Raw genomic sequence first — 23,236 nt, forward strand, 5'->3', positions numbered from 1 at the left:
AAGACAAACTATCGAGCATTCCAACGACGCATTAATTCAATCCAACGCCGATCACTTCGTAAGCTTGGTGCCGCTGTGGCGATATGCCCAAGGGTGGCGTCTATCTCGTAGGGCCAACTGTTCGCGTTCTCGGGAAGGGCCAAGTACAGGATTTCAAGCACGCGCTCCGGGTGTTTGTCGACGATGTTCCCTTCGCCACGCCGGATTGAAGGCAATACGATTTGATCTCGTTCGATCTTGCTTATCAAAGGTAATATCGCCTCTGAAATGGCCATGAAGCTATCTTCATCGGAGAACGCCAGTTCGATCAGTCTAGCCGAATTTTGCGGGGTTCGAGCCGCTCTTTGAAGCGGCCAGACTTGGCGTAGGAAACGTTCTCGAAGGGGATGCCAAAACTTTCCGCTCTCACCTTCCTCTTTGCTCCACCGCTCAAGTTGCCACAATATGCGGGACCGGAAGCCGTCGCCTGCGTTGAGCAAAGCTCTACGGAACTCGTCGTCAGAAATGCGTTCCGCACCGGTCTTTGGATCAGGGCGTCCCCAACTTGCCAGCACCAATCCAGCGAGTTTGTCACGGTTGCTCCGTTCCTCGTAGGTCTGGCCAGTAGCTTTCGCTAGCAAATGTGGCTTTAGGACTTGAAATAGGTCAAAGTTTGGTAGGTCTCGCGCACCCCAAAGATAGCCGGTCCACCATGCTTCCAAGGTTTCGCTGTTGTTCGTTTGAAGCACAGACAAGAGCTTATCTTCTGCCCACTTGGGATCAACGTAGTGGAACCAATTCAAGAGATAGCTGCAAAAGACCAAGGAGAAGCGGCCGTTGTCACCGGATAACGCCAACGCACGTTCAACGAGAGTGCGCCATTCGGCTGGAAGGCCTTGGTTTTTCTCAAGGTCTTTTCGGCGCGGATCGTGATACAACGCTTGGGAGATTTTGCCCGCAGGCGAGTTTAGGGCTTCTGTCGCCCAATCAGGGTCGCGATTGCCGCGAACAACGCCAGAGCCGCCCGCGTCCGGATTGTCGCTTAGAAAGTCGAGTAGACGCTTAGCCAACCGCTCAAAGATGGGCACACATTCGTCGGGCAAGTTGTCAGTAGTAGAAAGGAACCATTCGGACACAGGGTAGACGATGCCCTTCAACGCTTCGTCGCTCGCTGAAATGACAAGTTCGGCAACGAAGTTTTTCAGGCGACCAGTGTCCTCTTTTCTGTTTTCTGAGTGCAGGAAACGTCGCCATGCCCATTCCGGATATTCGCCGCGCTTCGCTTCCAGTCGCAAGGCGGAAAGCGCCATGATAGGATGGCTTGCGCACAAACCTGCGAATGGATCGTAGTCAACGAGTACCAGTCCGGTTCGCCCGCCGATTTCCCGTGCTTTCGCCAATACATTTGACAGCGGCTCCGAAAGAAGACGGCTATGCTCTGTTTCGGTGCGGACCATTCCGCCTCGACTTTCCCATGACCGGTCGGCGTTTTCGCCATGTTCTGGCGTCCAATCGGGGGCAGCGTTTTGAAGCCGTATAATTTCTTCGTCGTAATTAACGTTTAGGTTGCATCCTTTCGAACGAAGCCAATGAAGGCGCTGGGCAATGCTCCAAGCGCGCCGCTGCACGAATTCGTGCTCCGCTTCGTTTTCCCAGCGTTCCGGGCCTTCTAGGATACGCGTTTCGATCCTTCTTGTGGCGGGTATTGGAAGTTTTGCCCAGCGCTCTCGCAAAGCAAGCAAAAGGTCGCGTTGATGGCGGATGTTCCAAAACGCATCCCGGCTAACGATTTCGAAGAAGTCAGTGAAATCTTCGTTGGGAACAAGTGTCTCGAACCGGCTCGCCCATAGCCGCAATCTAGCAAACACGTTGTCGTCGTCTGTGGGCCAAGTCGTGGCTTCCCTACGTGCTCGCATGACGTCCAGTTTCACGAGTTTTTCGAACAGGGAAGCGTAGGACAACGCGGCGCCAGAAAGCCCTTTCTTGCGCTCATAGTCGCTTACGTCTGGATCGTCCGAAGGCATGATTGGCGGTATGTCCAACCAATTGTAGTGCCCGCGTTCAGACTCAAGCTGAATCCCAATGTCCAGATTACGTTTTAGAGCCGAAACAACGTCCGCTAGCCATTCGTCCGGTATGGCGATTTCCGGGCCGTCTTCTGTGTAGGCCAGATCCAGAAGGATTAAATCGCCAAGACTCATTTTGTCATCGAGCTGCGGTGCCACTGTAGAGCGGAAATAGTTGTGTCCAGCTGTCATACGTGGCCGCGAAAGCTTCTCATACTTTCGAACCGTTGTGCTGTTCCAACCCATAACTTTGATTTCATTCGCAAAGCGGTACCAATCAAGCCGGTCTGCATCGGTTCCGGCTCGCCAGTGCTCGAAAAGATAGTGCCAAGCTTGGAGAATGTGCGGGGCGCAATCAGCGTCGGCGTTTTCCAAGTTCCATCGAATTCTTTGCTGAATGTCGCCGTGCAGACCGCTCTGCCGCGCGCCCCACCATACGGCGGCATTTTGACCGGCAACCGTTCCAACCCAAAGGCCAAGGATACTGATCCTGTCTGGCAGTTGACCTGCGTAAAGGGACTGGCCGCCGCGCATGGGCGTTATGTGTTGGTCACGCAGTTCCAGCCGGTCTCGGCGGTTGAGCGCAAACGCATCCCATGCAGTCGTTGGAATTTCCCGCTTCGGGTTGATGTCTTCCGGGTGAATCGGCGTGGGAGGGGTGTCACTCGCCAAGCCGTAGAAGGAAAATGGGTCAACTATTTTGCCTTCGTTTTCACCGGATCGAATAACATTCGGCCTTGAGTATCGAACTGAACTATCAAAGACGCAGAGCCAAGTGGCAGGTGCAGGCGGATCACTTTCAAGGAATTTGCGCGCACCTTCCTTTGTAGAGATCAAGTGCGCGACTTGTTCGCGTTCAAACGGTGAAAGTGTTTCGGGGCCGCGCTGGGCCATTGCTATGGTCTTTGCCTGCCAACCTTCTGGGTCTTTGGCTCGCTTAGCCCATTCCTTTAGGGTGTCCCACAAGGCCGAATAGTCGTCCTTGGGAAATGGTATTGCGGTCACCCCTTTGTGCGCCCAGCGCGACGTTGCATCGTCCGCATCACCGGATTGAAAGGCGTATACCCTATCCAAGTGAGGATTGGATTTGTTCAGCGCTTCGAGTAGATATTGTACAGGTGGGTCGTCAGCATTGTAGCCCACAAAAGCTACATAGTATCGGTCGATTACGTCTTTGAAAAAGCGAGTAGCCCAACCTTCCGCAAGGTAGGCCCGACCAAATTCGGCGCTCGAAAGTACGAACCCGTCTCCTTCGGCACCTTCGTAGTCCTTTGTTGCGCGACCGTGCAGATAGACCACACCGTTCAAGTCGCTAGGTCTAGTCGGATCAGGGAGTCTCGGTGGTTGCCACGCATTCAATCCGCGTCCGCAGTCGTCAAAAAGGCGGTCAAAGTTCGTGGTGACTAGCTTGGTAATGCCTTCTTTGGTGGTAGCTAGATCAAGGAGAAGTTCATGCGCCCAAAGGTCTACACCTGCTTTGGGTGTGAGGGCATTGGCTACAGCGCGCTCAATGTCCTGCTCTAGGAAGTCGCGTTCAAGCAGACCAAATACCCGGTCGGCAGAGATTAAGCCTGGTACACCAGTGCGCGCTTCGATTTCCCGGGCTTCGTTAAGAATTTTGGCGGCAGGAGCGTCAGGAGGGACGCCGAGGGTAGTCAAGACTTCATCGGCAAGGCCGAAGAAATCAGGTAATTTTGCTTTCGCGCGTGACACTCCTGCGCCGCAGAAAAATACGACACGTCCTTCGTCCAGCGCCAACAAAAGTTCGTCTGGGATGTCGGGACCATCTTCAATGAACTGCATATCTGACCTGTTAGAGTTCGCCTATATATTGTGTATATGTCCTTGCTCACTACTTCAACTAGGCAGGGTGATTGCGCCGAATACCTCCGTGGCGAAAATCCAGATGCGCAAATCTATTTGGATGCGTTGCGCATCAAGCTTTCCGACCGCATATAGTATCCAATCAGTCTCTCGTTAGAGCGTTCTTTCGATGGCTTCGTGTGGTTGGGTGCCAAAAGCTGTGAGGACATGCGACCTACACGAGAAGCATGTCGTCCAGTGCGGCCTGATAGGCTTCCCAGACATTTCGAGCGGGTCTAATGGCCCATCGGCAACCCTTGAATTCCAGGTACCATTTCACTTCGTGCCATGATTTAAGGGGCCGTTTTCTCTTCAAAGCAAGAGTATCGCTTACGAACTCACCCTCAGGCCCATCCCAAGGCTCGTTATCTTCTAAGAATTCCAGAAAGGTCATTTTACATATCTCCTTCGCTTTTGCGGTATTCGCACTGGGCAGGGATTTGCCCATGCGTATATTTTTAGTTCTTTGGCTCCAGCCCATTTTGCGACTGATGCGACGGCTGTTCCGCTTTTCAGTGTTTCCACCAGTTATCCGAAAACGAGATCGGGTATTCAGAGAGAGCCGGAAGACCCGTCGCACGCGTCGCAAGATTGGCTGAAGCCGATTTTCTCAGTTGGATCTGGATATATTGACCGCTGAGATTTCGTTCTGGGCAAAGAGAGCAAAGTCGTCCGTGGGCGGGACGATCTTGAGCGAAAGCCCTGAAAACCCGCGTCCCCGTATGCCCATCGCATCCTTGACCGGCTTGAAGCCATGTTGAGTCAGCTTCTCGGGAAATGTTCGCACTTTCGATCCGGGGTCCTCGCCATTCGAGCGGGCATAGAAGGACCAGGACTCGAACAGATCGGCAGTTGTAGCCGCTTCGCGGGCGCCGGTGATGCACTGATCCGCCAGCCATTGCGCGAAGATGTCCTGCGACTCGAAGTAGTCGGCAGTCGTTTCCAGCATGATCGCAGGACGAACCAGCCCGTTTTGCTGCCAATCGAGGCAACCCTGAATGGCCCAAGACAGAATGCCGGGAAACTCAGCCTTCAGGGCATCCTTCAATCCCTGATCGGGGGAAGCCGGTTTCTTGTCGAATGGCAGCACGTTGAAGCGCCGCTTGATCGCGCCGTCGACGTTCGAGAAGGCAGGTTTATTGTTGCCAACGATCACCAGCTTCAATTGCGGTTTGAAGCTGAAGTCGTCCTGCCGCATGAACCGGGCGGTCATCACATCGCCGCCGGTCAGTTGCTTGATCCGATTTTCAGCCCACGCGCGGCCCGCTTCGGTCTCGGATGCGAACACCATCCGCGCCCCGTGCAGCCGCGCTACCTCGGTCGAATGTCGGGCGTGTTTCTGCGCGGTGATCGTCTCGGTATCCATTGAAATGGCGTAGTCGCCCAGTACGTCGCCAAGCGTGACGATGGCTGTCGACTTGCCGGAACCGCCAGGCCCGTGAACGAATAGCAGGGCGTCTTCGCGCGTGTCGCCCGTCAGGCTGTAGCCCGCCCATTGTTGCAGAAACCGGATCGCACCTGCATCGCCGCCGGTCGCTTGGTCGAGGAAAGCCATCCATCTTGGGCAGTCACGTTTGGGATCGAAAGACTCCAACGGGATCGGGGTTGCGGCTGTGATCTTGGTAATCATGTCTGATTGCCGCGCTGGGCGCAGTTCGCCAGTGCGCAGGTTGACCGTCCCGCCCGGTGTGCCCAGAAGCCAATGTTCCCGGTCCCACAGGTCGGCTGTCACAGCAAATGCCCGGTCAGCTTGGGCAAAACGCTCAACTGCGGACGCTGTAGCGGCTTTCGCCAGCGCCTTCGCGGCTGCGGAACGTGGTTCTGACGCGGCGCGAGTGCGGCACATCTGCCTTGCCCAATCGAATGCCAGTTTCGATTCTTCCTTCTGCCAGTGGCTGCCCGTCCAGACGTACCAGCGGCCCGACGAATGACAAAAGCGCAACCGATCAGCGTTACGCGCGGCGAAAGCCAGGGCCACGCCGTCTTCGGTCATGGGAAAACCCGCGAAGTTTTCCGGCAGATCGTCGAGAAGGTCAGCAATATTGCTGTAATCCGGCGGCAACTCGATAGGCTTCCTGAGGCCGTCACTCCAACCATGATTGAATGTGTCGCGGGCTTCGCGTTCCGACAGACCGCATGTCTTACCAGCCTCGACTAGAAGTGCCTCTGCATGTTCGCGCGACAAAGCGCCATGTGCGCCAGCGCCGCCCGCCCAAAGGCTTGCATCATTCAACACGGCCTGCCGTCCACCTTCAGCGGTTGCCGCAACGTCTGCCACGCGCTTGGCAAGGTAGTCGAGCGCCCATTCACTATGGAAATCGGACGCAGCCTGAATGTCGACAGGTTGTCTTTCAGGCTGCGAGGGCGGGGTCAGGGATTCAGGCCAGTTGGGCAACGGCATTTCCTTTGCCAGTTCCTCGCCCTCAACTTGATACAGCTTTCCATCCTTGAGGCTGCCGGGGGCAATGACGAAACCGCCATTGTTGCGCACGTCGAGGCCGGGACCGATTTTGCCGACAGTAGCCTTCAGATCGGGTTTGTAAGCAAAGAACAGATGAAAGCCGCCGCTCGGGGTCACGGTTCGGATCGGGGTCATGGCCCGATGATCATCGAAGCCCAAGGTCGAAAGCGACAAAAGCCCGTCCTTGCCATTCTTCACGTCGACGTCAAGGACACTGATCCCGTTGCGTTCACCCGTGATCAGGGCAACACGCGCTTCCGGCCAATCTCGCCACCATTTGCGGATTTGAGCCGCGTCCGTTGAGGCGAGTTCTTTGAAGCCGGAAATCGGCTTCCATCCATCACCATCGCCCCATTGGCGCACGGGACATACCGCAAGCCCACGGGTAGCCAATGACAACGCCACATCCACGTTTTCTATCGCGGGCGGCGTAGGTTGGAACAGGTCGGTTGGATCGGTTTCCGCAGAGACTTGTCCGGGTGAGAAGCCCGTGAACAAATCGCTAAGATCGGTTTTGGTTTCGCCTTGAAAAGGGTCAGCAATGCTGCTATATTTTGTCATATCAACTTCCACATAGGGTCATCGGGTTGCGTCCCCGGTGGCCCTGTTCTTTATGTGGCGGTGAACATGAACAGGATCACTTTACCAGTATACGGCGCCCAAGGCGATTCTCCAAGGTATTGAAAACAAAAAATAAAATAGTCATGAGATGACTAGTTTTTAGGTAAGTAGGTCGCTCAGGTCGGTCCGTGATTTTTGGGTCGCCTTGTCGATATATTCACTCCACCATTCGAGCATTCGTCGCCGCTCGGGCAGAAGCTGCGCCGCGTTGTAGGCGCGTCGCACCTTGTCCTTCGGTTCATGGGCAAGCTGCTTCTCGATAGCGTCGACCGACCAGAGGCCGCTTTCATTCAGAACCGTGGAGGCCAGCCCTCGGAAGCCGTGGATCGTGGCGCGTCCGTGATAGCCTAGGCGGTACAACCCGTAGAGCATGGTGTTCTCGCTGATTGGTTTGCCCTTGTTGCCCGGCACGATCCATTCGGAGTCGCCTGCCAGTTCCTTCAGCTTGGCGAGGATGGCGAGGCTTTGCGGGGTCAGGGGCACAATATGGTCGCGGTTCATCTTCATCCGCGCCGCGGGAATTCTCCACACATCTCCATCCACCTCGCGCCACTTGCCGAAGCGGAGTTCGCTGGTTCTGACAAAGGTGTGCATGACGAATTCGATAGCGTAACGGGTCTGGGGTTCACCGTCATAATGGTGCAGCTTACGCAGGAACCCCGACAACTCGCCAGCCTCTATACGGGCCATGTGTTTGACGCGCGGGGTCGGCTTCAGCGCGCCTCGAAGGTCTGCCGCCGGATCGCGAGACGCACGACCGGTGGCGATGGCGTAGCGCATGATAGCGCCAGTGGTCATGCGAATGCGGCCTGCCACGTCGGGTGCGCGTTCCTCTACTGGACGCAGCATTTCGAGGATTTGCGGAGCCGTCAGTTCCGCGATAGGGATCGATCCGATGGCAGGGAAGGCGTCGCGCTCAAACCGCGAAAGGATGCGGGCGGTATGGGCAGGTGACCATGTAACCGACTGCGCCTTGATCCATTCGCGCGCGACAGCTTCGAAGGAGTCCCCGGCGGGAGCGGTCAGTGCAGCCTTGGAGTTCGCGCCAGGGTCGAGTCCATCCGCAAGGGCACGCTTCGCTTTATCTCGCAGGGCGCGGGCATCGGCCAAGGTGACTTGCGGGTACGCGCCGAAGGACAGGACCTTTTCCTTCCCTTCGAAGCGATAGCGCATCCGCCACAGCTTCCCGCCCGATGGCGAGACGAACAGAAGCAAACCGCCACCATCTGCCATTTTTCTCGGTTTTCCCGTGGGATCAGGTTTTGCGCCACGGCACGCTGCGTCTGTGAGAGGCATGGGAATCTGTCCTGCGAGTGTGTGGGTATCGACATTCCGGAGAATACCCGCATTCAATATCCACACAAGCTGGGTGCCCACAGTCCATCTTGTCCGCGAAGATGGGATGTAGCCTATTTTCCCAATACAATCAGTGGCCCGGTTTAGGCCAGATTGCAGGAAATCTATCGAAAAAGTGGGGATGGAGGCGAGTACCGGAATCGAACCGGTGTACACGGATTTGCAATCCGCTGCGTCACCACTCCGCCAACTCGCCACCGTGGTGTGGGCGTCAGATACGGTATCGCAGGCGCCCGCGCAAGAGGCGAGTTGCGTCCGAGATGCATTGTGCGCGGGCGCCATCGCCCCTGAGCGCGACGGCAGGTCGGATCTGGCTCTCGCATAACTTGCTCAGGCCCTGCTTCTGTGGCAAAACCGCCCACAAGGGTTTGCTACCGAAGAGTTCTCGACATGCAAGATTTCGCTACGCGCCGCACCGTGATGGTCGACACGCAGGTCCGCCCCAACGACGTGACCAAATTCCCGATCATCGCGGCGATGCTGCATGTGCCGCGCGAGCAATTCGTGCCCGCGGCCAAGCGCGAAGCCGCCTATATCGGGGAAAACCTCGAACTGGCACCGGGCCGGGTCCTGCTCGAGCCGCGCAATTTCGCGAAGATGCTCGACGCGCTCGACATTCAGCCCGACGATCTGGTGCTCGATGTGGGCGCGGGGCTCGGCTATTCCTCCGCGGTGATCGCGCGGATGGCCGAGGCAGTCGTCGCGCTGGAAGACGGGGACATGGCGTCGCAGGCGGAGGCCGCGCTGGCCGAGGCCGGGGCCGACAATGTCGCCGTCGTGACCGGCGCGCTGACCGAGGGTGCGGCGCAGCACGGCCCCTATGACGCAATTCTGATCGAAGGCGCAGTGGAAGCCATTCCGCCCGCGCTGATCGAGCAGCTCAAGGAAGGCGGTCGGATCGCCGCGATTTTCATGGAAGGCGCCCTCGGCATCGCTCGGATCGGCTACAAGATCGACGGAGCGATGAGCTGGCGCGACCTGTTCAATGGCACCGCACCGGTCCTTCCGGGCTTCGTGCAGCCGCGTGAATTCGTGCTCTGAAAGGCACATCGAATAGGCTAGCTGTTTTGCAGGATATGCAATCGAGCGGCGAGCCGATAAACTTAAAGTAATTGCGCCCGGCGGCAGAGGGACTCCTGCATCTGTGGCGATACAGGAAAACGAGGGGCATTCGATGCTGCGCAAGACACTGACATGGACCGCTTTGGTCGCGGCGACCGCCATGGCGCCGATCACGGCCGGGGCCGAGACGCTGGCCGACGCGCTGGTCTCTGCTTATCGCCATTCGAACCTGCTGGAGCAGAACCGTGCTGCGCTGCGGGCCGCGGATGAAGACGTCGCGCAAGCCGTCGCGAATCTGCGCCCGGTCCTGCAATGGACCGCGAGCTACGATTACCTCAATGCCGACGCCACGCGCACGATCTCGCAAAAAGCCTCGACCACGCTCGGCGCGTCGATGACGCTGTTCGATTTCGGCCGTAACAAGCTGAATGTCTCGATGAAGAAAGAGACCGTGCTCGCCACCCGCGAGGGGCTGCGTTCGGTCGAGCAGAACGTGCTTCTGGCAGCGATCCAGGCCTATTCGGATGTGAAGTCGGCCTCCGAGCAGGTTGCGATCAACCAGAATTCCGCGCGCGTCCTGAACGAGGAACTCAAGGCGTCGAACGACCGGTTCGAAGTGGGTGAAGTCACCAAGACCGACGTCTCGCTCGCACAGGCGCAGCTGGCTTCCGCCCGCGCGTCGCTCGCCGCGGCACAGGGCAAGCTGCGTTCCGCGCGCGAGGCCTACAAGGCCGCGACCGGGCACTACCCGAGCAATCTCGCGGCGTTCCCGAAGCGGCCCTCGCTGCCGGGCTCGCTGGATGCCGCGCGCGATATCGCCCTACGCAGCCATCCGAGCATCAAGCAACTGCAGCACACTGTTGCGGTCTATGACCTCGGCGTTGATTACGCCCGCGCCAATCGTCTGCCGAAAATCACCGGTTCGCTCGGCCTGAAGCAGGAAGAGCAGGGCATCCAGACGCAGTCCGCCGGGATCGAAATGAGCCAGACGCTCTATTCCGGCGGTGCGCTTCTCTCGGCACAGCGCCAGGCCGTGGCGAACGACCAGTCGGCCCGTGCACAACTCAGCCAGGCCGGCGTGACGGTCGCGCAGAACGTGGCCAATGCCTGGTCGGCGATCGACATCGCGAAGGCGCAGATCTCGGCTTATGACCAGCAGATCACCGCAGCGCGTACCGCCTATCAGGGCGTCAAGGAAGAGGCGCTTCTGGGGGCCCGCACCACGCTCGACGTGCTCTCGGCAGAACAGGATCTGCTTGACGCGCAGGCCGGACGGATCGACGCGGCCGCCACGCTGCAGGTAGCTTATTATCAACTTTTGTCCGCTATGGGGCTGTTGACGGTAGAAAACCTGAAGCTTGGAATTCCGACCTATGATCCCGCGGCTTATTACAATGCGGTCCGCACCGCGCCCCTTACGCTCAGCCCGCAGGGCAAGCGTCTGGATCGTGTGCTCAAGGCCATCGGCCAGTAACGACCAACCGGTGTTCCGGCGGGCTCTCAGGGCCCGCCCGCCGCGCCATAGTGGCGCGGGTATCGCAGCCTCCGGGTGTCCCTCGCAGTTTCGGATCCGTCACGGCTGGACAGGCGCGCGTGCGCGCTGCAGGATGGAGTGATTATGGCTGATACCCGACCCAGACCTGAAATCGAAGATGTGCTGGCATCGATCCGGCGACTGGTGTCGCAGGACAGCCCGCGTATGGCCGAGAGTTATCCGGCCTCCGAGGCCGAGCGTGCGGCCCCCGATCCGCTGGTTCTGACGCCCGCGCATCTCGTCTCCGACACGCAGGCGGAGCCGAAGGGCGACATCCATGATCTCGAATGGTCCGCGCCGGGAGTGACGCCTGAAGAAGAGGCGGCCGAACCGCAGGATTTCGCGCAGGACCAGCCGGAGAAGGCCGCCGCGCCTGCCGGGGCCGAGGCGCCCGCGCCACTGTCCGAGGCACGTCGGAAGCCGCAGAATTTCGAACCCGAATTCGACGATGCCGAGGCCGAGCCCTGGCCGTCGGAGGCGGAACTGCAGCAGGGCGGGTTCGACGATGAGCTCAAGCGGCTTGAAGGGTCGCTCGCGCAACTCGAGGCGGAAGTCGCGCGCGATGGCTCAGATTTCGAATCCGAGACAGGCGACAGGTTCGAACCTGCCGGCACTGCACCCCTGACCGAACTTCCCGAGAGCTTCACGCCGGTCTGGTCCCAAGGTGCGGATCCGGAGCAGACTTTTGCCACTGCCGATTGGGAGGACGTGGCCGGGTTCGTCGCGCCGCAATCGCCGGATCAGTTTGGGGCCGCGGACGAAGGTGTCACAGAGCCGCTCCCGGCAGAGGATGCCGACGCGCCTGCCGAAACCGATCCCTTGGCCGGGCTTGATTTCGCTGCGGCCGACACAGACGAAGGGGAGCCGGAAGACGTTCGTCCCGGCGAAACGCCGATCGGGGCAGACGCCCTCTTGGGCTTCGATGTCCCGCCGGGAGCTGAGACACCGGAGGAGGCGCCTTCGGCACAGGATTGGGAAGATCTTGCACCGGAACCGGACGCGGGTGGCGCTGCCGCGCCGCAGGCGACAACCGCGCCACCGACCGATTCCGCGCCGCCACGCCGCCTGCATCTCAGCGATGCCGGGGCGCGCATCCCGGAGCCGGAGCCACGTATGTCCAGCTATGCCGAATTGCGTGCGACGCTGGAAGAGGACTCCGAAGCCGACGAGATCGCCGCGCTCGAGGCTGAACTGGCGTCGACGCCGGACCAACCCGAAGCGCCGCTGCATCCGGCGGTGCAATCAATGAACGAAACCCAACTTCGTCAGATCGTCTCGGCGATGCTGCGCGAAGAGTTGCAAGGCGCACTTGGCGCGAAGATCACACGTAATCTGCGCAAGATGGTGCGCCGCGAAGTGCAGCGCGCGCTGATGAGCCGCGATCTGGACTGACTCGCGCCATCGCCAACACAGCCGGGGCAGGGGCGACGATCGCGCGCTGTTTGCCCCCGCGAACATGCGCTTCAGCCGCGATTGCGGTAATCTCGGCGCAAAGCTGCCCTTGAAAATTCAAAACGGCGCGCCCTGAGGGACGCGCCGTTTTGGGTACTCAACTGTCGCCGTGGCGCCTGACAGAATCAGGCCGCTTCGGCCTCGTGCTCATCCGAGATCGCGGCGAGGCGGCGTTCGCTTTCTTCGCGCGACAGCGCGACCGACGTACGGACACCCTTGCCGACGAATTCCATCAAACCCCGGACGACGCGCTCGTTCGGATCGATGCCGGCGCAGGACAGAACTTCACGGCCATCGCGCGAGCGTGCCCAGCGGGCGATCTGCTCGGGGCCATTGCCGTATTTCTTGTCGTCTGCAATCGCATCGTCCAAGGCCGCGAGGACCACAGCGGCGAACAGTTTGCGGGCTCGTTGGCCCTGCTCGTAATTGAAGGCCGAGCCGTCAACGAAATCGCGCATTCTTCCGTCCTTTGTTATTGCTCTTGCGTTTCCTGGCGTGAGGGCCATCTAGGCCTTTCGGCCCCCGATTCGATATGGCTTGGGTCACATGGCAGCTATGCGCTTAACGCATGGCACCTTTGCCCGTTTCCAAAACCTGGTCCTTCGCGAAGGGTCGCATTGAACGCGAATTAAGCGCGGGCGCCCGAAATTCAAGGGCTGTCATTCGCGAAGCGCGAAACCCGTATCGCATCAAGAGCCGGTTAATATTCTGTAAACATTACAAGTTTACGGGATGGGCGCAGCGAAAAAACCTTTGGTGCCCCAGGTGCGGCCGATCGTCGTTTCCTCTGCGTCACGATGTTCCGCAAATCTCCGCCGTGGGGCTTGCGCTTTTCGAAACAGTTGATCCGCGGCGGTCATAAATAAGTGACCACGGCCTCGCCAGCCGACAACTCGCCATCGGCGCGCCCGAAGCGCAGATAGGCGATCGCGCGATCGCCCGAACGCGTGAAAAGACGCCCCACGCTGCGATTTTCGGAGGTAATCTCGGTACCCGGTTCCGCGGGCCCTTCGACACCTACGGTGACGAAGCCTTTGCGCAGCTCTGTTTTGTGCTTCATCCGCGCCGTGACCTCTTGCCCGACATAGCAGCCCTTGCGGAAATCGACGCCATTCAGCTGAGCGAACCCGGCTTCGAGGATGAAAGTGTCGGGGGTCAGTTCGATACCGGTCTCGGGGATGCAATGCTCGACCCGGATCGCATCCCAATCGGTGCCGTCATCGCCCGCCTCGTCGCCGTAAAGCCGCCAGCCCATGTCGGGATGGCGTGGATCGGTTAGCGCGCCCTCGGGTGCCGGACCTGTGCCGCGGTAGACCTTCAGATCCGAGGGCGCGATCGCGACGTCGGCGCGGAGCTTGTACATGCCCAGTCGTTTGATCGTCGCCTCGGCGATGCTTTCGTCGATATCGATGACGATCGCGTCGCCTCGCGCTAGCAAGAAGAAATCGGCAAGGTATTTTCCCTGCGGCGTCAGCAGGGCGGTATAGACCAGCCCGTCTTTCACGTGGCGCACGTCGTTCGTCACCAGCCCTTGCAGGAAGTGCTCGCGATCCGTGCCAGTGATCTCGTAGAGAATGCGCTCGGCCATGGAGGTCTCCTTTCCCCGCCCATGTAGGCAGCCAGGGCGGGAATGCCAACTCAATCGAGAAGCTGCATCCGGCACAGTCCCGCATAGGGCCCGTTCTTGGCCAGCAGTTCGTCATGCGTGCCCTGTTCGACGACCTGACCTTCAACCACCACGACGATCTTGTCGGCGTTGCGCACGGTCGACAGGCGGTGGGCGATGACCAGCGTCGTGCGGCCCTCGCTGAGCTCCGAGAGCGCCTGCGCCACCTTTGCCTCGGAGACGGTGTCAAGCGCCGAGGTCGCCTCGTCGAGCAGCAGGATCGGCGCGTCGCGCAGCACGGCGCGCGCAATCGCGACCCTTTGCCGTTGGCCGCCCGAGAGCGCCGAGCCGCGCGGGCCTGCGCCGGTATTGATGCCGTTCTGCAGAAGGTCTGTGAACTCGGTCACGTGCGCGGCTTCGAGCGCGGTCTGGATATGGTCGGGATCGACCTCCTGCCGGCCGAGCAGGACGTTCTCGCGGATCGTCTCGTCGAAGAGAGCCGAGTCCTGCGACACGGTCGAGAAATGCTGGCGCAGTTCGGCAAGGCCGAGATCGCTCAGCGGCGTGCCGCCCAGAGTGATGCGTCCGCTATCGGGATCGACGAGCCGGGTCAGCAGGTTGAACACGGTGGTCTTGCCCGCGCCCGAAGGGCCGACGAGTGCGGTGGTCTGGCCGGGCTCCGCCACGAAGCTGAGGCCGCGCAGGACATGCTTGTCGCCGTAATGCAGATGTACGCCGTCGAACTCGATCCGCGTGGTCTCGGGCAGGGCGGCGGGGTGCGCGGGCGAGGTGATCGACGGTTCGGTATCGAACAGACGATAGATCCGCTCGAGGCTCGCCGCCGCCGTCTGCCAAGAGCCCGCCGAATTCGCGAGGCGGCGAAGCGGCTGGAAGGCCAGCGCCATTGCGGTGAAGAAGGACATGAAATCGCCGACCGAACGCTCGCCCGCCATGATTTCCTGACCGCCGAGGATCAGTACCAAGAAGAAGCCAAGCCCGGTGATGATGTCGATCATTGCGGGCACCAGCCCCGAGATGAAGGTGGTCTTGATCTGCGCGATGCGGACCTCGTCCACCAGCCGCGCGAAGCGCCCCGCCTGATAGTCTTCGATCCCGTTGAGCTTCACCGCAGCGATACCGTGGAACACCTCGTCGAGCCGGGTCGCGCGGTCGGAAGAGCTTTCGCGCATCTGCCGGGTTTTGCGGCGAATGTAACGCTGCGCCATCGCGACCGGCAGGATCAGAAGCGGCGCGCCGATCACGGCGCCCATGGTCCAGCCCGGATCGATGGCGACCGCAACGGCGAACAGCGAGATCAGCGAGACCGCATCGCGCCCGGTGCTGGAAATGAAGATCTTCCAGACGTTCTGCACGGCGCTCGTATCGCCTTGCACGCGTTCGATCAGCGCGCCGGGCGGATTGGCCTGGTAGAAGCGCTGGTCGAGCCGCAGCATGTGGCGGAACAGATCGGTCTGCATGTCGCTCGACGTGCGCAGCGAGACGCTGGTCATCACCGTGCGCGAGGCCACCGAGGTCGTCGCCCGGACCACGAACAGCCCGAAGATTGCGGCGCCGACCCACCAGATCAACTCGCTCTCGCCCTGCACGAAGACCTTGTCGAAGAGCGGTTTGAGCATCCAGCTCAGTGCGCCCAGCGTTGAGCCTTCGATCATCAGAAGGACCATCGACACCCCGATCATCGGCCAGTGCTTGCGCAGATAATCGCGCCACATCCGGCCGGCGAGGTGTTTCGACGTGTAAGGGTTTGCAGTCTTGGCCACGAGGCACCATGCGATAGGCGCGCCTCTCGAGCGCGCGGTTAAGTCCGTGAATTACCGCGAGACGGGGCCTGCGTGCAAGCCGGGCGCGAGATTGACGCCGCGCGCGGGCGGCATTACCGATTATTCGTTGTGCCAGACGGAGATACCCGATGAGCCTTGCCCAAGGTCGCCCTTACCTCGCAATTCCCGGACCCTCGACGATGCCCGACCGTGTTTTGGCCGCGATGCATCGCCCGGCGCCCAACATCTATGAGGGCGAGATCGAGGAGATCTCGGTGCGGGTCGCGGCGAACCTGCGGCGGGTGGCAATGTCCTCGTCCCATGTCGCGATCTACATTGCCAACGGCCACGGCGCATGGGAGGCCTCGATCGCGAACGTCTTCTCGCGCGGGGATAAGGCGCTGAGCCTCGTGACAGGGCGCTTCGGCAATATCTGGGCGCGTAACGCGGCGACGATGGGCGTTCATGTGGAGCGGCTGGAATTCGGCCTGAAGGCGCCCGCCGATCCGGCCCGCGTCGAAGAGGCCCTGCGCGCCGACAAGGATCACGAGATCAAGGCCGTGCTGCTGACCCATGTCGATACCGCGACTTCCGTGGTCAACGACGTGGCGGCGATCCGTGCGGCGATCGACGCAGCGGGGCATCCGGCGCTGCTGATGGTCGATTGCATCGCCTCGCTCGCCTGCGACGAGTTCCGGATGGACGATTGGGGCGTCGATGTGATGGTCGCCGCCAGCCAGAAGGGGCTGATGGTGCCGCCGGGTCTGGGCTTTGTGTGGTTCTCCGACAAGGCGCTGGCGGCGAGCCGCGAGGCCGATATGGTCACGCCTTATTGGGACTGGCAGCCGCGCGCCTTCCCCGAGATGGTCTACCAGTATTTCGGAGGCACCGCCCCGACGCATCACCTCTTCGGCCTCGACGAGTCGCTCAAGATGATCCTCGAGGAAGAGGGGCTCACCCATATCTGGGCGCGTCACGCGACGCTCGCCTCCGCCGTCTGGGCTGCGTTCGAGACCTGGGGGCAGGAAGGGGATATCGCGCTCAACATCGCCAACCCAGCGCATCGCGCCCATTCGGTGACGGCGGCGCGGATCGGCGCGGGCAATGCGCAGCGGCTGCGCAGCTGGTTGGAGCGCGAGGCGGGGGTGACGCTCGGCATCGGGCTCGGCATGGCCGAACCCGGCACGCCCGAGGCCAACGATTTCCTGCGGGTCGCCCATATGGGCCATGTGAACGCCCATATGACGCTGGGCGCGCTGGCGACGATGGAGGCCGGGATGCAGGCGCTGAAAATCCCGCACAACCCCGGCGGCATCGCCGCGGCGGCTGGTGCGATCGCGAAAGGCGCCGGTCAGGCCTGACCGTGACGCTCCAGCCAGTCGGTGAGCTGTTCGACCTCTTCCGAGGCTTCCCGCGAGACCTGCGGCGTCTCGGTGCGCGAGGACGACAGCCGCATCTCGCGGCTGGTCTGGGTGTTGCCTGCATAGGCACCGAAGGCCAACGCGAAGGCCAGCGGGCTCAACATTGCGATACGGGCGTTGCGGATCTTGCGGCTCATGTGTCTGCTCCTGTTGTCGAGCAAAACATGGGCCCGGCCTCGAGTCGGCGCAATTCACCTTGCGGCGAGACGTGCTGACGCCGGTGCTTTTTTGCCGATTTGGTAGGCGGATTTGTGTCCGGGAGGGCGCGCAGATCAGCGCGCGCGGGCGGCTTTCAGCGCGTCAGGGAGGGCCGCGGCAAAGGCGTCGAGCTCGGCTTCGGGCCCGACCGAGACGCGGATGCAACGGTTTTGCGGGGCGACGAAGGGCATCCGCACGAACACCGCGCGCGCGTCCAGTTCCTGCAGCACGGCCCGCGCGAAATCACCATCCTGCCCGCAGTCCACGGCGACGAAATTCGTGGCGGAGGGCAGGGTGCTCAGCCCGTTCTTGCGCGCGATCTCGTCGATCCGGTCGCGTGCGCCTGCCACGAGGAGACGCATGTAGGCCTGCCACGTCTTGTCCTGCAGCGCGGCCAGCGCGCCTGCCTGAGAGATGCGGCACATGCCGAAATGATTGCGAATCTTGTCGAAAGCCGCGATCAGGCCGGGGGCCGCAAGCGCATAGCCCACGCGCGCGCCCGCCAGACCATGGGCCTTCGAGAAGGTCCGCATCCGGATCACTCGGGGATCGTCGGCCGCGATGCGCGCCTCGGTCCCGTCGTCGGCGAATTCCACATAGGCCTCGTCCAGCACCATCAGCGTGCCATCCGGCACCGCGTCGATCATCGCCTCGATCGTCTCGCGCGGATGATGCGTGCCCATCGGGTTATCGGGATTGGCGATATAGACGAGCTTCGCGCCCACCTCGGCGGCCTTCGCGATCAGCGCATGCGGGTCTTCGTGATCCCCGGCATAGGGCACTTTGTGAAGCACCCCGCCGAAGCCCGCGACATGGTAGTTGAACGTCGGGTAGGCACCTTCCGAGGTGACAACGGGATCGCCCGGTTCGATCATCAGGCGGCACAGGTAGCCCAGCAGCCCGTCGATCCCTTCGCCGACCAGAACGTTCTCGACCGCGACATCGTGATGCGCGGCAATCGCCGTACGCAGATCGAAGCTCGTCGAGTCGCCGTATTTCCAGGCATCGCCTGCCGCAGCCGCCATCGCGGAAATCGCCTGCGGCGAGGGGCCAAAGCCGTTCTCGTTGGCTCCGAGCCGCGCAGTGAAGCGGCGACCGGCAAGGCGCTCGTGTTCCTCGGGCCCGACGAAGGGCACGGTGGCGGGAAGGCTGTCGATCAGGCGGGTATATCGAGGTCCGGTCATGGCTACAGGCGTAAGCGCAAAGCGCGGATGCGGCAAGAGGCTGCGTCGATCGGTTCCTCGCGGCGGAACCGGGGACTGGGCCAAGCGCTTTTCCCTGCGTAATATCGTGAAATGACATAAGTTCGGGAAGCCAGCCGATGAGCGCCAGCGACACCTCTTTCTCCTCCTCCCTATTCGAAACGCTGACCGGCGATGCGCCGGGGAATGTGAAAGAGCTGAGCGACACCGCCGCCAAGCACGAACCCGGCAGTTTTTTGCGCCATGTCGGATCGCTGTCGATGACCAAGCTGGCAGACGGGCTGATCGACCCGAAGCTGGTGCTCAGCTGGCTCATGCAGGCGGTGGGCGCGCCCGCCGCTCTGGTCAGTTGGCTGGTGCCGGTGCGCGAGGCGGGCTCGCTATTGCCGCAGCTGTTCACCGCACCGCATGTCCGCAAGATGCCGCAGCGCAAATGGGCCTGGGCCGCCGGTAGCATGATCCAGGGGCTGGCGGCGGCGGCGATCGTGGTGATTGCGCTGACGATGCAGGGGATGGCCGCGGGGCTTGCGATGCTCGCCGCGCTGGGCGTGCTGGCCATCGCGCGCTCGCTGTCCTCGGTGAGCTACAAGGACGTGCTGGGCAAGACCGTGGACCGCACGCGGCGTGGCACGACGACCGGCATCGCGACGAGCGTTTCTGCGGCCGGGGTGATCCTGTTCGCGCTGATCCTGATGAGCGGATTCGTCCCGCGGATGAGCCTCGTGATCGGGGCGATTTCACTGGCCGCCGTGCTCTGGGTGGCGGCGGCTGCGCTGTTCTCGACGCTGCGCGAGGAAGACCAGCCGGGCGAGGCGAAGGGCAGCATTGGCCTGTCCGAGCTTAGCCTGCTGTGGAAGGATGCCGATCTTGGCAAGTTCGTGATCGCGCGGGTGCTGCTGCTGCCGACCGCGCTCGCGCCGCCCTATATCGTGCTGCTCGCCGCGAATTCCGGAGATAACCGGTTCGGCGCGCTGGGGGCGATGGTGCTGGCCTCGGCGTTGGCCTCGCTGGTGAGTTCCTATATCTGGGGGCGGCTGGCGGATCGCTCCTCGCGCAAGGTGCTGATCTTCACCGGGCTGGTCGCCGCCGCGTTCCTGGCGCTTGCGGTGGGATTGAGTTGGTCGGGGCTGATGGGCACGATCTGGGCCTCGCCGGTGGCGCTGTTCGGGCTGATGATCGGCTATCAGGGGGTGCGGCTGGGCCGCTCGACCTACCTCGTGGACATGTCGCCCAAGGACGACCGTGCGGCCTATACAGCGGTGTCGAACACGAGTGTGGGCGTGATGCTGCTGGCCTTCGGCGCGGCGAGTTCGGCGCTCGCGATGGCGGGGCCGGATATGGTGCTGATCGTCTATGCGGGGATCTGCGTGGTCGCCTCGGGCGTGGCGTTCACGATGAAGGAAGTGTCGGAGTAAGGTCTCCGCTCAGCTCACGGCGCGGGGCGACCAGCTCCGGGCCGCGCCCACCCGAGGGGCAGGCGCGGCCCTGATCGCTAAAAGCCTCGCTCAGCCCAGCTCCGCCAGACGCGCGACGGCCTGACGCACCTTCTCGGCCTCTTCCTCGGCGCGGGCGAGGTTTTCGCGGGTTTCCACGACCACGTCGGGATCGGCATTGGCGATGAATTTCGGATTGTTCAGACGGCCCTTCATGCCGCCGATTTCCTTCTCCATCTTGCCCAGAGCCTTCTCCAGACGTGCCTTCTCCTTGGCGATGTCGATCACGCCTTCCAGCGGCAGCCCGAACAGCGCGCCCTGCGCTGGGATCGAGATCGCGCCTTTCGGGATCGGTCCCTCGGTGACGCTTTCGATGCGGGCCAGCTTGAAGATCAGCGCCTCGTTATTGGCGAGCGCTGCGCGCGCGGCGTCATCGGCCTCGGCCAGAACCATCGGCAGCTTCAGGCCTACCGGCACGCCCATCTGGGTGCGCGACGACCGGATCGCCTCGATCAGTTCGATCACCCAGTTCATCTCGCGGTCGGCGGCCTCATCCACCAGATCGGCGGCTTTGTAATCCGGCCAGTCGGCATGGACGAGCATCTTCGCGCGGTCACCCTGCGGTGCGGTCAGATCCCACAGCTCTTCGGTGATGAAGGGCATGATCGGGTGCAGCAGGACGTAGCACTGATCGAGCACCCAACGCATCGTGGCGCGGGTTTCCTCGGCATGCTCGCCATCGAACAGGGGCTTGGCGAATTCGACATACCAGTCGCAGACCTTGCCCCAGACAAAACCGTAAAGCCCCAGCGCCGCGTCGTTGAAGCGGTAGGCGGCGAAGGCCTCGTCCACCTGCTCACGGATCTTCGCGGTCTCGCCGATGATCCAGCGGTTCACCGTATGGGTCGGCTGCGGGATCTCGGTCACGACCGGCCCTTCGAACACGCCGTTCATCTCGGCGAAGCGCGTCGCGTTCCAGATCTTCGTGCCGAAGTTCCGATAGCCCTTGATGCGCTCCTCAGAGAGCTTCAGCACGCCGCCCATCGCCGCCATTGCGGCATTGGTGAAGCGCAGCGCGTCCGCGCCGTAAGCATCGATGATCTCGAGCGGGTCGATCACGTTGCCCGTCGTCTTCGACATCTTCTTGCCCTTCTCGTCACGGACGAGCTGGTGCAGGTAGACGGTGTGGAAGGGCACCTGATCCATCACGGCCAGCTGCATCATCATCATCCGCGCCACCCAGAAGAACAGGATGTCGAAGCCGGTCACGAGGACATCGGTCGGGAAATACTTGCGCATCTCCTCGGTATCCTCGGGCCAGCCCAGCGTGCCGATCGGCCAGAGGCCCGACGAGAACCAGGTGTCGAGCACATCTGCGTCGCGCCAGACCGGATAGACGAGCTGCGTCGGATCCTCGGTCATCTCATATTGCGCGAGGCTCGCGGCGAGCACTTCGATCGCCTTGTGGCGATCTTCCACCTCGACGATGCGCGCCACGTTGAGCGGCGTCGGCAGTTCGGCGTTCTGTGCCTTGAACCAGCCGATGACGCTCTCGAAGTCCGAGGCGCAGTGATAGCGGTCGTCGCGATGCACCATCTTCGTCTCGACGAGCAGGCGGCCCATCTCCACGAGGTCGATCGTGCCATCGCCTTCGTCATCGCGGAAGTCGGGCGCTTCCATGTCCAGACCGTACCAGACCGGGATCTGGTGGCCCCACCAGAGCTGGCGCGAGATGCACCAGGGCTCGATGTTTTCCAGCCAGTGGAAATAGGTTTTCTCGCCCGCTTCGGGCATGATCACGGTGTCGCCGTTGCGCACGGCGTCCAGCGCCTTGCCGACGATCTGCTCGGCATCGACGAACCACTGATCGGTCAGCATCGGCTCGATCACCACTTTCGAGCGGTCACCGAAGGGCTGCATGATCGGCTTGTCTTCGACATACGGAACGGTGGTTTCGGTCTCAACGCCGTCTTCGTCGGTGACGGTCTTCGTGGTCGTCACCGCGAGGCCTTCCTCGGTGATCTGACGGATCACGGCTTCACGCGCCTCGAACCGGTCGAGCCCGCGCAGCTCCTCGGGCACGAGGTTGAGCGCGTCGATCTCTGCCTCGGTGAAATCCGCGCCGCGGGAGATCTCCATCGCGCGGGCCGCGCATTCTTCGTAGGACAGCCCGTCGGCGCGCATCGCGCCCTTGGTGTCCATGAGGCGATACATCGGGATGCCGCCGCGTTTGGCGACCATGTAGTCGTTGAAGTCATGCGCGCCGGTGATCTTCACCGCGCCCGAGCCGAATTCGGGATCGGGATATTGATCGGTGATGATCGGGATCAGGCGGCGATGCTCTTTCGGGCCCACCGGGATTTCGCAGAGCTTGCCGACGATCGGCGCGTAACGCTCATCGGACGGGTGCACCGCGACAGCGCCGTCGCCCAGCATCGTCTCCGGGCGGGTCGTCGCGATCGAGATGTAGTCGCGCTCTTCCGTGAAGACGACGTTCCCCTCTTCGTCCTTCTCGACATAGGTATAGGTCTCGCCGCCCGCGAGCGGGTATTTGAAGTGCCACATGTGACCGGCGACTTCGATATTCTCGACCTCGAGATCGGAGATCGCGGTCTCGAAATGGGGATCCCAGTTCACCAGCCGCTTGCCGCGATAGATCAGGCCCTTCTCGTACATGTCGACGAAGACCTTGATCACGGCGTCATGGAAGTTACCCTCGTTGCCTTCCGGCGCGCCGGGAGCCCCCGACATGGTGAAGGCGTTGCGCGACCAATCGCAGCTCGAGCCCAGACGCTTGAGCTGGTTGATGATGGTCGAGCCGTATTCGCCTTTCCACTCCCAGACCTTCTCGAGGAATTTCTCACGGCCGAGTTCGATGCGCTTGGGCTGACCGGTCTTGGCCAGTTCCTTCTCGACCATCAGCTGGGTCGCGATACCCGCATGGTCCTGTCCCGGCTGCCAGAGCGTGTCGAAGCCGCGCATCCGGTGCCAGCGCACGAGGATATCCTGCACGGTGTTGTTGAAGGCGTGGCCCACATGCAGCGCGCCCGTCACGTTGGGCGGCGGGATCATCACGCAGAAGGTCTCGTCGCGCGACGCGTTGGCCCCGGCCTTGAAGGCTCCGGCCTCTTCCCATTTCGCGTAGATCCGCGGCTCGGCGCTCGCGGCATCGAAAGTCTTGTCCATCGTCATGTCAGGCAT

General features: G+C 61.6%; 14 protein-coding genes and 1 tRNA gene. 5 read left to right on the top strand and 10 right to left on the bottom strand.

The features are described 5' to 3' along the window. Nucleotides 1-8: 8 nt before the first annotated feature. From B6V75_RS08995 to B6V75_RS09015, 4 genes are all read right to left on the bottom strand, one after another. Nucleotides 9-3,848 carry an SIR2 family protein gene (locus B6V75_RS08995; RefSeq protein ID WP_088719479.1) on the bottom strand — a complete coding sequence of 1,280 codons (3,840 nt, stop codon included), beginning with the start codon at nt 3,846-3,848 and terminating at the stop codon, nt 9-11. A 670-nt stretch (nt 3,849-4,518) separates the two neighbouring features. After that, nucleotides 4,519-6,930, bottom strand: coding sequence for a phage/plasmid primase, P4 family (locus B6V75_RS09005; protein WP_088719481.1), 2,412 nt, complete (start codon nt 6,928-6,930; stop codon nt 4,519-4,521). Between the two features lie 159 nt (nt 6,931-7,089). Next, nucleotides 7,090-8,286, bottom strand: coding sequence for an integrase arm-type DNA-binding domain-containing protein (locus tag B6V75_RS09010; RefSeq protein WP_088719482.1), 1,197 nt, complete (start codon nt 8,284-8,286; stop codon nt 7,090-7,092). Between the two features lie 182 nt (nt 8,287-8,468). Then, nucleotides 8,469-8,542, bottom strand: a tRNA-Cys gene (locus B6V75_RS09015). 194 nt (nt 8,543-8,736) lie between these two features. On the opposite strand from B6V75_RS09015, the gene B6V75_RS09020 reads away from it, so the two are divergent. The 3 genes from B6V75_RS09020 (at nt 8,737) to B6V75_RS09030 (ending at nt 12,334) form a co-directional block, all read left to right on the top strand. Continuing rightward, complete coding sequence (locus B6V75_RS09020; RefSeq protein WP_088719483.1) at nt 8,737-9,387, top strand: protein-L-isoaspartate O-methyltransferase; 651 nt, start codon at nt 8,737-8,739, stop codon at nt 9,385-9,387. A gap of 133 nt (nt 9,388-9,520) precedes the next feature. Further along, nucleotides 9,521-10,882, top strand: a complete 1,362-nt coding sequence (locus B6V75_RS09025; RefSeq protein WP_075773872.1) for a TolC family outer membrane protein — start codon at nt 9,521-9,523, stop codon at nt 10,880-10,882. 144 nt (nt 10,883-11,026) lie between these two features. Beyond that, nucleotides 11,027-12,334 (top strand): hypothetical protein, encoded by a 1,308-nt coding sequence (locus B6V75_RS09030; protein ID WP_146735124.1) that lies wholly within the window; start codon nt 11,027-11,029, stop codon nt 12,332-12,334. 185 nt (nt 12,335-12,519) lie between these two features. Here the strand turns inward: B6V75_RS09030 and B6V75_RS09035 are convergent, their stop codons facing one another. The 3 genes from B6V75_RS09035 to B6V75_RS09045 form a co-directional block, all read right to left on the bottom strand. Continuing rightward, on the bottom strand, nt 12,520-12,852 hold the full coding sequence (locus tag B6V75_RS09035) for a DUF6280 family protein (protein WP_075773874.1): 333 nt from the start codon (nt 12,850-12,852) through the stop codon (nt 12,520-12,522). Nucleotides 12,853-13,250: 398 nt separating this feature from the next. Then, nucleotides 13,251-13,982, bottom strand: a complete 732-nt coding sequence (locus tag B6V75_RS09040) for a folate-binding protein YgfZ (protein WP_088719485.1) — start codon at nt 13,980-13,982, stop codon at nt 13,251-13,253. A 50-nt stretch (nt 13,983-14,032) separates the two neighbouring features. Beyond that, nucleotides 14,033-15,733: an ABC transporter ATP-binding protein gene (locus B6V75_RS09045; protein WP_088719486.1), complete on the bottom strand. Its 1,701-nt coding sequence runs from the start codon at nt 15,731-15,733 to the stop codon at nt 14,033-14,035. A 197-nt stretch (nt 15,734-15,930) separates the two neighbouring features. Here B6V75_RS09045 and B6V75_RS09050 point away from each other — a divergent pair, with 197 nt between their 5' ends. Beyond that, the gene (locus B6V75_RS09050; RefSeq protein WP_075773877.1) at nt 15,931-17,142 is read left to right on the top strand and encodes an aminotransferase class V-fold PLP-dependent enzyme; all 1,212 of its coding nucleotides are present in this window, start codon (nt 15,931-15,933) and stop codon (nt 17,140-17,142) included. Here B6V75_RS09050 and B6V75_RS09055 read toward each other — a convergent pair. Both B6V75_RS09055 and B6V75_RS09060 read right to left on the bottom strand, forming a co-directional pair. Next, nucleotides 17,133-17,339: a hypothetical protein gene (locus B6V75_RS09055; protein ID WP_088719487.1), complete on the bottom strand. Its 207-nt coding sequence runs from the start codon at nt 17,337-17,339 to the stop codon at nt 17,133-17,135. The two genes, B6V75_RS09050 and B6V75_RS09055, sit on opposite strands and share 10 nt — an antisense overlap. A 135-nt stretch (nt 17,340-17,474) precedes the next feature. Then, nucleotides 17,475-18,584 carry a pyridoxal phosphate-dependent aminotransferase gene (locus tag B6V75_RS09060; protein WP_088719488.1) on the bottom strand — a complete coding sequence of 370 codons (1,110 nt, stop codon included), beginning with the start codon at nt 18,582-18,584 and terminating at the stop codon, nt 17,475-17,477. A gap of 137 nt (nt 18,585-18,721) precedes the next feature. On the opposite strand from B6V75_RS09060, the gene B6V75_RS09065 reads away from it, so the two are divergent. Then, complete coding sequence (locus tag B6V75_RS09065) at nt 18,722-20,017, top strand: MFS transporter (RefSeq protein WP_088719489.1); 1,296 nt, start codon at nt 18,722-18,724, stop codon at nt 20,015-20,017. 90 nt (nt 20,018-20,107) lie between these two features. Here B6V75_RS09065 and B6V75_RS09070 read toward each other — a convergent pair whose 3' ends face one another. After that, on the bottom strand, nt 20,108-23,227 hold the full coding sequence (locus tag B6V75_RS09070; RefSeq protein ID WP_088719753.1) for a valine--tRNA ligase: 3,120 nt from the start codon (nt 23,225-23,227) through the stop codon (nt 20,108-20,110). Between the last annotated feature and the right edge of the window lie 9 nt (nt 23,228-23,236).

Origin of the sequence: Thioclava sp. F1Mire-8 (assembly GCF_002213165.1) — a bacterium.
GTDB lineage: Bacteria > Pseudomonadota > Alphaproteobacteria > Rhodobacterales > Rhodobacteraceae > Thioclava > Thioclava nitratireducens.

Coding starts and splice junctions, on each gene's coding strand:
- B6V75_RS08995 (WP_088719479.1), bottom strand. CDS start 3,848: ATGCAGTTCATTGAAGATGGTCCCGACATCCCAGACGAACTTTTGTTG.
- B6V75_RS09005 (WP_088719481.1), bottom strand. CDS start 6,930: ATGACAAAATATAGCAGCATTGCTGACCCTTTTCAAGGCGAAACCAAA.
- B6V75_RS09010 (WP_088719482.1), bottom strand. CDS start 8,286: ATGCCTCTCACAGACGCAGCGTGCCGTGGCGCAAAACCTGATCCCACG.
- B6V75_RS09020 (WP_088719483.1), top strand. CDS start 8,737: ATGCAAGATTTCGCTACGCGCCGCACCGTGATGGTCGACACGCAGGTC.
- B6V75_RS09025 (WP_075773872.1), top strand. CDS start 9,521: ATGCTGCGCAAGACACTGACATGGACCGCTTTGGTCGCGGCGACCGCC.
- B6V75_RS09030 (WP_146735124.1), top strand. CDS start 11,027: ATGGCTGATACCCGACCCAGACCTGAAATCGAAGATGTGCTGGCATCG.
- B6V75_RS09035 (WP_075773874.1), bottom strand. CDS start 12,852: ATGCGCGATTTCGTTGACGGCTCGGCCTTCAATTACGAGCAGGGCCAA.
- B6V75_RS09040 (WP_088719485.1), bottom strand. CDS start 13,982: ATGGCCGAGCGCATTCTCTACGAGATCACTGGCACGGATCGCGAGCAC.
- B6V75_RS09045 (WP_088719486.1), bottom strand. CDS start 15,733: ATGTGGCGCGATTATCTGCGCAAGCACTGGCCGATGATCGGGGTGTCG.
- B6V75_RS09050 (WP_075773877.1), top strand. CDS start 15,931: ATGAGCCTTGCCCAAGGTCGCCCTTACCTCGCAATTCCCGGACCCTCG.
- B6V75_RS09055 (WP_088719487.1), bottom strand. CDS start 17,339: ATGAGCCGCAAGATCCGCAACGCCCGTATCGCAATGTTGAGCCCGCTG.
- B6V75_RS09060 (WP_088719488.1), bottom strand. CDS start 18,584: ATGACCGGACCTCGATATACCCGCCTGATCGACAGCCTTCCCGCCACC.
- B6V75_RS09065 (WP_088719489.1), top strand. CDS start 18,722: ATGAGCGCCAGCGACACCTCTTTCTCCTCCTCCCTATTCGAAACGCTG.
- B6V75_RS09070 (WP_088719753.1), bottom strand. CDS start 23,227: ATGACGATGGACAAGACTTTCGATGCCGCGAGCGCCGAGCCGCGGATC.